We start from the raw sequence: 12,955 nt of genomic DNA on the forward strand, positions 1-12,955 counted from the left end.
CGTCGGCTCAGGCGACGCTGATCGCTTCGAGGCGCGCGCCCTCGAAACGGGCGATCATTCCCTCGATGGCCGGGCGTTCCGGAAGAAGGCAGGCGGCGGTGGCGAGCGCATCGGCAATGGCCGCCGAGGGCGCGGTCACCGACAGGGCCCGCCAGCCGCTTTCCGCCGGGCGGCCCGTGCGGGGGTCGAGAATATGGCCGTTGCGGCCCGCCTGATCGAAGGTCGTTCCGAGCGGCGCCGATGTGGCGAGCGCGCGGGCGCGCAGGCGCACCTGTCCCTGCGGTTCGAGCTTGATCGGCCAGCCCGTTTCCGCGCCCGGCATCCCGCCGACCGCACGAAATTCTCCGGTGTCGACGAGAATATCCGTCAGTCCCTCGCCTTCGAGCAGGCTGGCGATCCGGTCGGCCACATAGCCCTGACCGATCCCGTTGAGGGTGAGCGCCATACCGGGGGCGAGATGGATCGCATCCTCGTCCATCCGCAGCCCGGCCCAGCCGGTATGGCCGAGGGCCTCCGCAATCGCCAGTTCCTCCGGCTGTCGGCCGGCGCTCGCGGCCCGCGCCCAGAGATCCCAAAGCGGCTGCACGGTGGGATCGAAACGTCCCTCGCTGGCCCGCCATACTGCCTCGGCAAGCGACAGGCATTCCAGCAGTTCGAAAGGCGGGGCCTGCAGCCTGCCCTCCCGGTTCAGCCGGCTCAGCGCGCTATCGGCCCGATAGAGACTGAGGATCGATTCCAGCCGGTCGATCTCGGCCATGACGCGCGCGGCAATCGCCTCGCCATCCGGGTGCGCCAGCCGGATCGAGGCCCGGGCGCCGAGCGCCTGCCCCGTCCACAGACGGGTGGCGGGCGCGCTCGTGGCCCAGGCCGCCGGCGGCAGGACGCAGAGGGCAGCGGAAATCGCAATCAGGCGTCGTCTGGTCAGCATCATGGTTGGGTCTCCGGCGGTTGATCGAGCGCGCGCAGGCGGCCCTTGAAATCCTGGTCGTCATCGGCGGCACCGTCCCCCGTTTCCACGGGAGCCAGCACCATGTCGTCGGTGATCTCGCCATAGGCCAGCACCGTGCCGCCTTCCGTGCGGGCAAAGGCTTCGGCTTTCTCGCGGGTGGCGAAGGGGACGGTCTCGGGCGCGCCCATGCCGCCTTCGCGCCGGGAGCCGGCCACGTAAAAGGCCTTCCCGGCGGCAATCCAGTTGCCGTCGCCGGGCTTTTCCCATGTGGCTCCCGGCCGGCCCATGTCGTTCACGTAGATGGCGACGATGGGGGCGACCTGTTCGGGCGCACGGGCATAGGCGATCGCATCCCGGACCTGGCTGAAGAACAGCGGATCCGGACTTTTCTCCAGGAAGATCTGCGCCTTGGGACCGGGATGTTCGAGGAGGTTCATCTGGCAGTAGTGGCCGAGCGTCTCGGGCGTCATGTCCTTCGGCGTCAGGTCCTGGGCAACCTCCTGACGGCAGGCGCCGAGGAGCGACAGCAACGCCAGGAACAAGAGGGTACGAAGGCCGGGTCTCATGGCGACACCTTCCGGAAGGCGAGGGTGGCGGCAAGGATGGCTGCAACCGGCCAGAGAAGGAGGGAGGAGACCGATTGCCACAGCGGGATGGCACTCGCGGCGCTGCCGATCCCGCCCGCCACCGCCACCGCACTGGACGCGGAGAGATTGAAGACGCGGAACGCATCGGCCGGATTGACGAGCAGCGCCACGGGCAGGGCCCTGGTGGTCAGTTCGCCGCCGCCATCGGAAACGATGAGCGCCAGAAGGGCGAGGTCGTAGAGCACCACGGCCACCAGCCAGAGCGCAATGGCAAGGCCTGCCGCCCCTGAGGGCCGCCGCGACAGGGCCGAAAGCCCGTAGCCCGCCCCGAGAAAGGTGGCCCCGAGAAGCACCGACGACCAGGTCAGACGCCAGAGCGCCAGAAGCCCGGAGGCCGAGCCCGGATCCTGCCAGAGCGACACCAGCGCCGCCGCGCCATAGCCGAGGCTGACGGCGAGCGAGAGGATGGCGAGATGGGCGAGCAGCTTGCCGAGCAGGATTTCGAGCCGCGAGACGGGATAGGTGAGCAGCAGCGGCAGCGTGCCGCGCTCGACCTCCCCCGCCACCGCGTCGAAGCTCATCAATAGCGCCAGCAGCGGCACCAGATAGACGGCAAGCGAGGTAAGCGAGGCGACCGTGACCGAGAGCCGGTCGACACCGACATCCCCCGTGGGCGCGGCACCGGCCGCAGCCAGAACCAGCGCGAAGAGCATCATCATGCCGGTCGCGATGGAAACCCAGCGGTTACGAAGCGCAATGCGGAATTCGCAAAGGGCGGTGGCGAGGATGCGGCTCATTGCCCGTCCCTCCGGCTGTAATGGCTGTAGATGTCCTCAAGGCTCGGTGGGATGACATCGATGTCGGCGACCTCGCCCGGGCGGGCGGCAATGCGCGACAGCAGCGCCAGCTTTTCCGCCTGCGGACAGGCGAGCCGGAATAGCCCCTCCTGTGCCGGCACGGCATCCGGGAAAGCGGCCGCAAGGGCGGCTTCCTTCCCCGCCCTTGCCCGGATCAGGACCGTGACGGGCAGTGCGGCCCGGGCACGCAGCGCGGCGAGCGAGCCTTCCGCCACCAGCCGGCCACCGGAGAGGATGAGGATGCGATCGGTGCGGGCCTCGACCTCGGTCAGCACGTGCGAGGACAGCAGGATCGCGGTACCATCGGCGGAGAGACCATCGAGGAGATCGTAGAAATCCCGCCGGGAGACCGGGTCGAGGCCGGAGGTCGGCTCGTCCAGCACCAGCAGACGCGGTCTGCCGATCAGGGTCTGGGCAAGGCCCACCCTTTGCCGCATGCCCTTGGAATAGGTGCCGATGCGCCGCCGCGCGGCGGGGCCGAGGCCGACCCGTTCGAGCAGGTCCATGGCCCGGCCGGGCCTTTCGCCGCGGAGCGAGAGATAGTGGCGGATCTGTTCCTCGCCGGTCAGCGCCGGATGAAAGGCGACGTTTTCGGGCAGATAGGCCACGCGGTTGCGCGCCTCCTGAGAGCCCGGATGAGCCCCGCAAGCCTCCACCGTCCCGGTCTCGAAGGGCACGAGGCCCAGCACGATCTTCATCATGGTGGATTTGCCGGCGCCGTTATGGCCGAGCAGGGCAGCGCGCTTTCCGGGCTCCAGCGTCAGCGAGACCTCGCGAAGGGCCTCGACGGACTGAAACCGCTTAGTGAGCCGCGAGATCGTCAGTGTCGGCGTCATCGTTGTTTCCTTCAGTCCAGCGTCCGGCAGCCTCGGCCTCCTCGGCGAGAATGGCGGGCGGGACGGTTATGGTGAGAGGCTGCATCAGCGGCGCGCTGTCGCGCACGCCGCCGGGGAAGGTGGCGGGAAAGTCCCGCTGGCTCCAGCGCACGAGCTGCACCGCCGGCGAGCCCATGAGCAGGCTCGCGGCTGGCTGCGACCAGAGGATCTGGTCCATAAGATCGTTCGGCCGGTAGAAATTGTCGGCGATACCATCGCCGTTCAGGTCGAAGGCGGGATGATCGGACCAGAAATTGCCCCGGCCCTCGTGGCTCCATTCCATGTTGCGCGTGCCGACATATTTCACCTGGGTGCGGTTGCCGATGAAGGCATTGCCGGTCAGCACGTTCTTTTCCGAACCGGCGGTGAAATGGATGCCGATGCCGCAGCCTTCGAAGCGGTTGTTCCAGATCAGGTTCTTGTGGGCATTGTAGATGAACAGGCACTTCTTCGTGCCGCCCCGGACCAGGTTTCCGGTCACGTCGGCATTGTTGGCGTAGTTGAGCATCAGCCCGTGTTCGCGGTCGTCGAGGCTCCTGTTGTTCAGGATCTTCGCGTGATCGGAGAACATGATGGCAAAGCCCAGATGGTTGCCGATCGAGATATTGCCGGAGACTTCCGTGTTGCGCGTGTACATGAAATGCACCGCAAAGCGCAGGTCGCGCATGACATTGTCGCGGAAGACATTGTTCGCCCCCGTATTGGAGAAGATGCCATCCCGGCCGTAGCGGATGCGGTTGCGCTCCAGATGGGTGCCCGGGCTGTTCCAGACATAGATGCCGTTGCCGCGCTCGTTCATGCGCTCGTTCTGCAGACCGGTGATCTCGTTGTCGGCGACCAGACTGTTCTTGCCGCCATGCACGTCGATGCCATGCATGTTGCCGGTGACCGCCATATGGGTGATGCGGCTTCCGTCCGCGCCCTGAAGGATCTTGATGCCCGCATCGAGATCCTGGTTGATCCGGCCGGAGCCGGTGACGGTGAAGCCGTCGAGCACGACGCCGGAGGCGGAAAGGTTGATGACGGTGCCCTTGCCCCCGCCATCGACGACCGCACCACGCGGACCGGTGAGCGTCAGGGGGCGGTCGATGGTAACGGGGCCCTCAAAGGTCCCGTCCCGGAGTTTCAGATGATCGCCGGGGCTTGCCGCGGCAATGGCGGCGGCGAGGCTCCCCCTCCCGGGCGCCACATCCCGTTCCGCCGCAAGGAGCGGCGAAGCAGCGAGAAGGCCGGCAATCAGGAAGGGGATGCGCATCGCGTTCAGCCCGCCTTCGGTTCGACGAACATGCGGCCGCGCATTTCCATGTGCAGCGCGTGGCAGAACCACTGGCAATAATACCAGTAGACCCCCGGATTGGCGGCCACGAAGGTCACCGAGCTCGTCTGCTGCGGCCCGATTTCCATGGCGACGCCATGATTGCCCATGGTGAAGCCGTGGGTCAGGTCGTCGATCTCGTCGAGGTTGGTGACGATCACGGTAACCTCGTCGCCTTCCTTCACGGTGAAGCTCGGGTGGCTGAAGGCCGGAGCGACCGAGGTGAAATAGACGCGCACCTTGTTGCCGTCGCGGATGATGGCATCGGTCCATTCGTCGATGTTGACACCATCGGCTTCCGCCTGCTTGCGGGTTTCGGCCCACATCTTGTCCTTGCGGTCCCAGACCGAGCGGATATTCGGCAGCAGCGATGGGGAAACCGCAATCGCATCATGCGGCTCGGCGAAGTTCGGGCCGTCATGCACCAGCACCATCTTGTCGCCGGAAATGTCGATCAGCTGATCGTTTTCCGGCTTCAGCGGCCCCACATTCAGGAAGCGGTCCTTGGAGAACTTGCACAGGCACACCAGCCAGTCGCTGGAGGCATCGAGCGTTTCGCCCATGACCGTCTTCAGGTGGCCCGGCTGGTACTGGACGTCGAGCTTGTCCTTGATCGGGTTGATCTTCTCCCCGCTGAAGGCCTTGATCGCATCGGCGATGTTCCACTTGACCACCTGGCTGTCCAGGAAGAGCGAGGTATAGGCATTGCCACGGCCGTCGAACGCCGTGTGGAGCGGCCCGAGGCCCAGTTCCGGCTCGGCGACGACGGCGCTGCGCGGATCGGCGTTCTCGTTGAAGAGCGCGTCGAACTTCGTCACGTCGAGCACGGTAACGGTCGGCGAAAGCTTGCCGCCGATGCACAGGTGCTTCTTGTCCGGCGCCATGTTGCAGCCATGCGGATTGTTGGCGACCGGGATATAGCGGGTGAACTGCGACTTGGCTTCCTTGCGGCCATCGAGCACCTTCACGCCGTTGACTTCCTTGAAGTTGCCCGCGGCCACCGCCTTCTCGATCTCGGCGATGTTGAAGACGACGACATGGTCCATTTCGGATTTCGTCATGTCTTCCAGCGTCATGCCCATTTCGGAATTGTAGCTGGTGGAAAAGGCCCATTTGCCCTCGTAATCGGCATCGCAATTGTCGAGGTTGCCCGAGACCATGACCTGCCAGGCCACATCCCATTTTTCCGCATCGACCGCGGTGAAGATGTTCACATAGGTCTTCACGTCCTGCATGGTGGAGCCGTCATTGACGAGCGGCGCCTCGTCCTCGCCGTTGCAGAAAACGTAGTTGGTGCGCGGCCATTTCTGCGGACGCAGGCCGTGGATGCCCTTGGCATTCGGGATTTCCAGGATCGCATCCGGCTTCATCACGTCGCAGCGCACGCGGGCGACGCGGGTATTGGCCTTGTCGTTCATGAACAGGTAGCGGCCGTCATACTTGCCCTCGGTGAAGGACATGTGGACGTGGTGCAGGTCGCCATTGTCATGGATCTTCTTGCCATTGGCGGCGAGCTGCTTCTTCGTCTTTTCAGACATGGTGCGCTGGTGGATGTGGATCGACTCGTTGGTCTGGCCCCAGCCCGTGGCCGAGCAGCGGTTGAAGACCGGTACCCGCATCAGCTCGCGCATCGAGGGAATGCCGAGAATGCGCATCTCGCCCGACTGGCCCGAGGACCAGAAGCCGTAATAGCTGTCGAGCTTGCCGGGCGCGACCGAGCCATCGCTGCCTTCGGATGCGAAGGCGGGGGTGGCAAGGCCCGTCGCGCCCATGCCGAGCGCCGTGCCGACGGCACCGGCAACCACCGCCCCGCCTGCCGTGGCGCTGAACAGCGCGCGACGGCTCAGGCCTTTCTGTTCTTTTGTTTCCATAACCTTATCCTTCCTTGGTTAAGCGTGTTCATGGAGACTTGCGGATGGGGTCGCCGCCGGGGCTCGCGGCCAGCTTGGCGCGCGCCTTCATTTTCTTGATCACCACGGGGCAGACCGTTTCGGACTGGTAGAGCACCTGACAGTGCAGGCAGTTGATGCACTCGTTCGGGTTGATCTCGCCGGTCTTGTGGATGGCCTGCACCGGGCACTGGTGGGAGCAGGTCTGGCAGGGATTTCCGCATTCGTGATAGCGCTTCAGCCAGTCGAACATGCGGATGCGGGCGGGGATGGCGAGCGCGGCACCGAGCGGGCAGAGATAGCGGCAGTAGAAGCGCTCGACGAAGAGGCCGGCCACCAGAAGCGCCACCGCATAGGCGACGAAGGGCCAGGCGCGGATGAATTTCAGGATGATCGCCGTCTTGAAGGGCTCGATTTCCGCGAAATGCTCCGCCTGTTCGACACTGACCAGCGACAGGCCGAAAAGACCGAGGAAAATCATGTATTTCAGCGGCCAGAGACGCTCGTGCAGACCCCAGGGCAGGGTCCATTGCGGGATCTTCAGCTTGCGGGCGACCTGGTTGCTGAGTTCCTGCAGCGCACCGAAGGGGCAGAGCCAGCCGCAATAGGCGCCGCGGCCCCAGAAGAGCAGCGCCGCTGCCACCGCAAACCAGAGGATGAAGGTGAGCGGATCGAGCAGGAAGGCCTGCCAGCTGAAGCCCGTGACCAGGCTGCCGAAGAGCGCCATCAGATTGACGACCGAGAGCTGCGCATTGGCATACCAGCCGAGGAAGACGAGGGTGACCAGCAGGAACCCGATGCGGAAGATAGAGAAGGCGCGGGCGTTGCGGGTGGCGAAGCCCTGGAAGAAGAACACGCCCGTCAGCACGACCAGCATGGCGCCGAGCACACCGATCTTCAGCTTGGAATCCTGCCAGATGCGCTTCCAGAGTTCGGCCTGCGCCGTGCCTTCCGGGCGGTCCGCCTTGGCGGCCACATCGGTAGCCGGAGCCGGCGGCGGGGCGACGGAGACGAGATATTTCTGCGGCAGCTGATAGCCGAGATCGAAGGTGTGGAAGACCTTTTCCACCGGCCCCACATCGCGATGGGCGAGAAGCTGGATGCGGAAGGGCTTGGCCGGATCGAAGCCGGTGGCGGCCGGAATGCGGAAGAGGTCCATCTCGGTGAATTCGGGGGCGCCGGCAAGCGCGATGCCGCCGAGGCGATGGTGATCGCGGTCATGGAACCGGACCGAGACGTCGTCCTGGATCAGCACGATGCGGTCGAAGATGCCGCCGCGCACATAGCCCGATCCCTTGAAGGAGTAGAGGCCGCGCGCAACGATGGCGATGGCATTGTCGCCCTTGCCGAGCCAGCTGCGAAGATTGCCGTCCTGCGCGGGTCCGAGCAGGGCCTTGCCGATGGCGGGAACCGAAACGAGGGCCACCTGCATGTCGATATAGGTGTCTTCCTTCGGCTCGGTCAGCGCCCGCTCGCGGGCCCGTGGATCGGGATGGGCGGCGAAGGCCTCGTTGACCTGACCCACATCGAGCGACAGGCGGCGAAGCGTGCCGTCGCCCTCGGCCGTCGTCCAGTCGGCCGGCGGGGCGGCCTCCGGATTGACGGCGAGTTTCGGACCGGACCCGGCCGCATCGGCGGTCAGCCCGCCAAGCCCGAGCGCACGGGCGACCTTCAGCCCGGATCGCACGATGGAATCGTCGATCACCATGACGGTGACGGTGGCGCCCGAGATGATGTCCACCTTGTGCGCCGTGCCGCCGGACTGCGCTTCCTTGACGAGATCAAGCCCGGCATAGCTGGCGACGAGCGCCTTCACCTTGGCGTCGGGAATGCCGATCAGAACGATCGGCTCGGAATGCTTGACGAGGCGGACGCCGAGGATTTTCGCCTGCTTGTCGACGGCCACCAGCGTGTGGATCGGCTTGCCGGAATAGCCGGTCGTGCCGACGAAATCCGACGTGGCGAAGACCCAGGCAATCGTCTCGCCGCCCTTCAGGACCGGTGCGACGGCCACATCGTCGCGGATCGGCCCGAAACCATCGGCACCCGGCACGAGGTCGGAGGCGGTCACGGCGGGCAGATAGTGCTGCAATATGGTTTCGGCGCGCGCGCCGGCCGCCAGGCAAAAGCCGGCAAAAAGCAGGATGAAAAGGCGAAGCAGCTTCATGATACGAGTATTCCCCCATCTCGGCCGCACCTTAGTGCGCGGGGAAAAACGCTCTTTGCGCCGGAACAAAGAAGGCAGGATGCGCCACGAAGGCCGCCCCTCTGATCTGTGAAGAGAGCCGCCCTGCCCGCAAAGTTTGGGTTGACGACGGTCCTGCGGGGGACGACATTCCCTGAAGGTCACCCGCTCTCGATGAAGGAGAAACCGCGATGGCAGAAGCAGAACGCTGGCGTCAGATCCAGAGCGCGCCCAGGGACGGCAGCCGGATTCTCGTGACGATCAGGCCCTCCGAACAGGGGCCGGCCGAAGTGGATCTGGCCTACTGGTCCAAGGGCGACCGCTATGGCGCGGAAGGCTGGCGCTCCTCCGATTCATCCCCCGGCCGGATCATCGAATATTCCGAACCGGAGCTGAAATGCTGGATGCCGCTGCCGACGGCCAATCTCGACCGCACCGCACTGCCCTCCCCCTGGGAAGGCCGCGACGCCCGCGAGCTGGACGGCTCGGGTATCTGAGAGGCCGATCACGGAAAGCCAAGCACGAGTCCGGCGGAGGGATCTCCATCGGAAACCGGATTGCTGCTTTGGAAACGTTCTTCGCGTCCTGCACGCGGCGCAAAACAGAGATTGACGTGGGCCATGGCGCACTGCTGGCGCGCCAGAGCTTACTTTCTTCGGTCGCGCAAAGTTGCGCGGACAGAGGCCATGGCTTCCTCATGAGGTATACGCGGGCGCTTATCCTCCATGGCTTCCTTCACCTTTTCGCGAAACCATGCATCGTATGTTTCCGGGTCAACGGTCAGTCCGATAGGGAGTCCCCCTTCCCGTACGGTCCGCGTCAAAAGGATTTTTACCGCGTCCGAAATTGTCAGGCCATATTCGGCAAGCACGTCCGAGGCAGACTGCTTCAATTGCTCGTCAATCCGAACATGCAGCATCGAGGTTTGTGCGCCCATTGAGATGTCTCCTTGTTGCCCTTTTCGTATCTCAATTGAGATACATTGTCAATCTCGCAAGCGGGAGGGAGGGGTGTTTAAGGAGCACGATGCACAACCCGCTGAGGACCCTGAGGCAGGCAGGCCGCTAGGGGCTGCCCGCCGCAGACAACCATCTGAGGACACAGATTTCGTCCTCGTCCATCCAGTCGAGCAGGCGGAGGCTGCGGGTGCGGCCGCGCTTGACGAGGTCGCGGAGCGTTCCGGCCTCGAAATCCTCGAAGACGCGGGGGTGGATGTAGGAGCTGCGGCACACGGACCGGGTATTGACGAGCTTGGCGGCGACGGCATCGACCACGGCATTGATCTGGCGCGCCCGTTCCCGCTGGCTCCCGGCCGCTTCGATCCCCGCCAGCGAGAAGGCCGCCATGCAGGTCGCGCCCCAGGTGCGGAACTGGCGCGAGGTAAAATCGCCCCCCGCCGCATCGCGGATGTAGTCGTTGACGTCCTGGGACCGCAGCGCCCGCGCCGCGCCGTCTTCGTCCAGATACTGGAAGAGGTTCTGGCCGGGCAGTTCCTGGATGCGCTTGATCGCACCGGCGAGCCGCCGGTCGCTGTGGGCGATGTTCCATTCCTTGCCGGATTTGCCGCGAAACCGGAACTTCACCACCGATCCCTCGATCCGTGCATGCCGGTTGCGCAGGGTCACAAGGCCGAAAGAGCCGTTTTCCGCGGCATAATTGGCATTTCCGACGCGGATATAGAGGTTGTCCATGAGGTGGACGACGGTGGCGAGCGCCTTTTCATAGGTCGGCTTGCGAGCGCCGAGATCCCGGTCGACACGCGCCCGGATTTCGGGCAGGCGGTCGGCGAAGGCGGCGAGCCGGTCGAATTTCGCCCTCGCCCGTTCCGCGGACCAGAGAGGATGATAGCGATATTGCCGGCGGCCCCGGGCATCGATGCCGGTGGCCTGGAGATGGGCCCGGGGATCCGCAGAAATCACCACGTCCCGGTAGGCGGGCGGGATGGCGAGCGCGGAAAAACGGGCAATCTCCCCGGGATCCCGGACCGGTTTGCCCAGGGCATCGTAATAGAGAAAACCGCGCTTGCCCTGCTTGCGGGTAATGCCGCCTTCGAGCGAGGGATTGTAGACGAGCCCGGCTTGGGCCAGCTCGGCGGAGAGGGCGTCGCCTTCGACAGGGATGTCGGCAAGAGAAGGATCGCTGTTCAGCATTCCGGTGTGTCCTGGCTATCGGGTGCCGGCCTGCCCCGTCAGGGCAGACCGGTTGGGCTTCCGGTCCCTGTCACTTCGGCGGAACCGAAGCCTTGCCGAGCTTGACACCCGGCTCCCGTTCCCAGACGCGCAGCGCCCCCAGCTGCTCGACGAAGGCCGCAAGGCTTTCGCCGGGAAGCTCGATCGTGCCCTGGTCAAGTTCCCCGGCAATGCCCGCCACCTCGAGCAGCGGCATGGCATCGGGCGCATAGCCGATGAACTTGCAGTGCTGGAAGGCATCCGCCACGAAATCCCGCGCCGTGGCCTCGCGCGCGAGCTCCTCCACCGCAGGGGCCGCGACCAGAAGCGCCACCGCGTCGAACAGCACGGAGGGGCCGCCATCGATCATGAAATCGGCCGGGATGAGGCGGCCATCCGCGGCGATGACGCCGCCAACCTTCGGTGCGATGAGGGCGCATTCCGCCTTGGCGGCGAGAACCGCATCCCGAAGGCCGGCAAGCAGCTGCGCATCGACCCCGTCAGAAACGAGAATGCCGAGCTTGCGCCCTTCGAACCGCTTTGGCCCCTTCCTGACGATGCTGAGCGCCGGCGAGGGGTCGAGGTCCTGCCGGGTGGGCATGGCCGCATCGGCTGGCTTCGGCATCGACTGGAAGCCAAGCCGCTCCGCCACCGCATGGGCCAGCGTCTCGTCGATGTTCATCAGATGCGAGACGACGCGCTCGCGGATGACCGGTGTTTCCACGCGACTGAGTTCGAAGGTCAGCGCCATCTGGATATGGCGTTGCTCGGGCGGGGTCTGGCTGATGTAGAATTGCCGGGCCTGGCTGTAGTGATCGGCAAAGCTTTCGGGGCGCAGCCGCGCCTTGCGACCCTCTTCCTCGGCCGGCAGGGGAACGAAGCCCTGCAGGGGCGATTCCCGTGGCCCCTCGCCCCAGGAATTGGGCTGGTAATTCGCCCGTCCCACGGGATTGCGCATCGCCATATGTCCGTCCTGCTGGAAATGGTGGAACGGACATTTCGGCGCATTGATCGGGATATGGGTGAAGTTCGGGCCGCCCAGCCGCTTCAGCTGCGTATCGAGATAGCTGAAATTGCGGCCCTGCAGCAGCGGATCATTGGAGAAATCGATGCCCGGGGGCACGTTCTGGGTCATGAAGGCGACCTGCTCGGTCTCGAAGAAGAAATTGTCCGGCATGCGGTCGAGAACGAGCCGCCCGACCGGCTTTGCGGGCAGGATCTCCTCCGGAATGATCTTGGTCGCGTCGAGCACGTCGAAATCGAAGCGGTCGGCAAAATCCTGGTCGAAAAGCTGCAGGCACAGCTCCCATTCCGGAAAATTGCCGGCCTTGATCGCGTTCCACAGATCGCGGCGGTGGAAATCGGGATCGGCGCCGTTGATCTTCACGGCCTCGTTCCAGGCCACCGACTGAAGCCCGAGCTTCGGCTTCCAGTGGAATTTCACGAAAGTGGATTCACCCTTCGCATTGATCAGGCGGAACGTATGCACCCCGAAGCCTTCCATGAAACGGAAGGAGCGCGGGATCGCGCGATCGGACATCACCCACATGATCATGTGGAAGCTCTCGGGCGTGAGGCTGATGAAATCCCAGAAATTGTCATGGGCGCTCTGGGCCTGCGGAAAGGCACGGTCGGGTTCCTGCTTCACCGCATGCACCATGTCCGGAAACTTGATCGCATCCTGAATGAAGAAGACAGGGATGTTGTTGCCGACCAGATCCCAGTTGCCTTCCTGCGTATAGAGCTTGACCGCAAAGCCGCGCACGTCGCGCGCAAGATCGAAGGAGCCCTTGTTGCCGGCGACGGTCGAGAAGCGGACGAAGGCCGGGGTGCGTTCTCCGGCCCGCTGGAAGAGATCGGCCTTGGTATAGGCGCTGAGCGGCTCGTAGGTCTCAAAAAAACCGTGGGCACCATAGCCCCTGGCATGAACCACCCGCTCGGGAATGCGCTCGTGATCGAAGTGGAACATCTTTTCGCGGAAATGGAAATCGTCCATCACCAGCGGACCGCGCGGCCCGATCCGCAGCGAATTCTGGTCGTCCGCCACCGGGCCGCCCTGGGCGGTGGTGAGAACAGGCACGCCGTCTTCCGCAATCTGGTGGAGTTCGCCGCCCGTGCCCCGCAGCATCG

Annotated in this window: 11 protein-coding genes; 1 reads left to right on the top strand and 10 read right to left on the bottom strand. The window is 64.8% G+C overall.

The features are described from left to right. Positions 1-7: 7 nt before the first annotated feature. Genes ACT54B_RS20095 through ACT54B_RS20125 form a run of 7 tightly spaced genes read right to left on the bottom strand, consistent with a single transcriptional unit; the run spans position 8 to position 8,639 of the window. Positions 8-931, bottom strand: a complete 924-nt coding sequence (locus tag ACT54B_RS20095; protein WP_476047558.1) for an FAD:protein FMN transferase — start codon at positions 929-931, stop codon at positions 8-10. Continuing rightward, entirely contained in the window at positions 928-1,515 is a 588-nt protein-coding gene (locus tag ACT54B_RS20100) for a nitrous oxide reductase accessory protein NosL (protein ID WP_476047560.1), read from the bottom strand. Before ACT54B_RS20100 ends, ACT54B_RS20095 begins: the two co-directional genes overlap by 4 nt. Beyond that, entirely contained in the window at positions 1,512-2,333 is an 822-nt protein-coding gene (locus tag ACT54B_RS20105; RefSeq protein ID WP_476047561.1) for an ABC transporter permease, read from the bottom strand. The genes ACT54B_RS20100 and ACT54B_RS20105 overlap by 4 nt, the downstream gene beginning before the upstream one ends. Continuing rightward, the gene (locus ACT54B_RS20110; RefSeq protein WP_476047563.1) at positions 2,330-3,229 is read right to left on the bottom strand and encodes an ABC transporter ATP-binding protein; all 900 of its coding nucleotides are present in this window, start codon (positions 3,227-3,229) and stop codon (positions 2,330-2,332) included. The genes ACT54B_RS20105 and ACT54B_RS20110 overlap by 4 nt, the downstream gene beginning before the upstream one ends. Beyond that, a complete protein-coding gene (locus tag ACT54B_RS20115) occupies positions 3,195-4,523 on the bottom strand; it encodes a nitrous oxide reductase family maturation protein NosD (RefSeq protein WP_476047564.1) in 1,329 nt (442 codons plus the stop codon). Before ACT54B_RS20115 ends, ACT54B_RS20110 begins: the two co-directional genes overlap by 35 nt. A gap of 5 nt (positions 4,524-4,528) precedes the next feature. Then, positions 4,529-6,454, bottom strand: a complete 1,926-nt coding sequence (gene nosZ / locus ACT54B_RS20120) for a TAT-dependent nitrous-oxide reductase (protein ID WP_476047566.1) — start codon at positions 6,452-6,454, stop codon at positions 4,529-4,531. 28 nt (positions 6,455-6,482) lie between these two features. After that, positions 6,483-8,639, bottom strand: a complete 2,157-nt coding sequence (locus ACT54B_RS20125; RefSeq protein ID WP_476047568.1) for a 4Fe-4S binding protein — start codon at positions 8,637-8,639, stop codon at positions 6,483-6,485. A gap of 209 nt (positions 8,640-8,848) precedes the next feature. On the opposite strand from ACT54B_RS20125, the gene ACT54B_RS20130 reads away from it, so the two are divergent. Continuing rightward, a complete protein-coding gene (locus tag ACT54B_RS20130) occupies positions 8,849-9,154 on the top strand; it encodes a hypothetical protein (protein ID WP_476047569.1) in 306 nt (101 codons plus the stop codon). A 149-nt stretch (positions 9,155-9,303) separates the two neighbouring features. Here ACT54B_RS20130 and relB read toward each other — a convergent pair whose 3' ends face one another. The 3 genes from relB to katE form a co-directional block, all read right to left on the bottom strand. Then, positions 9,304-9,594 (bottom strand): type II toxin-antitoxin system RelB family antitoxin, encoded by a 291-nt coding sequence (gene relB, locus ACT54B_RS20135; RefSeq protein ID WP_476047571.1) that lies wholly within the window; start codon positions 9,592-9,594, stop codon positions 9,304-9,306. Between the two features lie 127 nt (positions 9,595-9,721). Beyond that, a complete protein-coding gene (locus ACT54B_RS20140; RefSeq protein WP_476047573.1) occupies positions 9,722-10,807 on the bottom strand; it encodes a DNA topoisomerase IB in 1,086 nt (361 codons plus the stop codon). A 70-nt stretch (positions 10,808-10,877) separates the two neighbouring features. Beyond that, a complete protein-coding gene (gene katE / locus ACT54B_RS20145) occupies positions 10,878-12,953 on the bottom strand; it encodes a catalase (protein ID WP_476047747.1) in 2,076 nt (691 codons plus the stop codon). Positions 12,954-12,955 lie beyond the last annotated feature (2 nt).

This window comes from Gellertiella sp. DMC107 (genome assembly GCF_056313605.1).

Bases quoted from the DNA above. Each gene is read 5' to 3' on its own strand.
- katE (WP_476047747.1), bottom strand. From the start codon at position 12,953: ATGCTGCGGGGCACGGGCGGCGAACTCCACCAGATTGCGGAAGACGGC.
- ACT54B_RS20115 (WP_476047564.1), bottom strand. From the start codon at position 4,523: ATGCGCATCCCCTTCCTGATTGCCGGCCTTCTCGCTGCTTCGCCGCTC.
- ACT54B_RS20100 (WP_476047560.1), bottom strand. From the start codon at position 1,515: ATGAGACCCGGCCTTCGTACCCTCTTGTTCCTGGCGTTGCTGTCGCTC.
- ACT54B_RS20110 (WP_476047563.1), bottom strand. From the start codon at position 3,229: ATGACGCCGACACTGACGATCTCGCGGCTCACTAAGCGGTTTCAGTCC.
- ACT54B_RS20095 (WP_476047558.1), bottom strand. From the start codon at position 931: ATGATGCTGACCAGACGACGCCTGATTGCGATTTCCGCTGCCCTCTGC.
- ACT54B_RS20140 (WP_476047573.1), bottom strand. From the start codon at position 10,807: ATGCTGAACAGCGATCCTTCTCTTGCCGACATCCCTGTCGAAGGCGAC.
- relB (WP_476047571.1), bottom strand. From the start codon at position 9,594: ATGGGCGCACAAACCTCGATGCTGCATGTTCGGATTGACGAGCAATTG.
- ACT54B_RS20105 (WP_476047561.1), bottom strand. From the start codon at position 2,333: ATGAGCCGCATCCTCGCCACCGCCCTTTGCGAATTCCGCATTGCGCTT.
- ACT54B_RS20130 (WP_476047569.1), top strand. From the start codon at position 8,849: ATGGCAGAAGCAGAACGCTGGCGTCAGATCCAGAGCGCGCCCAGGGAC.
- ACT54B_RS20125 (WP_476047568.1), bottom strand. From the start codon at position 8,639: ATGAAGCTGCTTCGCCTTTTCATCCTGCTTTTTGCCGGCTTTTGCCTG.
- nosZ (WP_476047566.1), bottom strand. From the start codon at position 6,454: ATGGAAACAAAAGAACAGAAAGGCCTGAGCCGTCGCGCGCTGTTCAGC.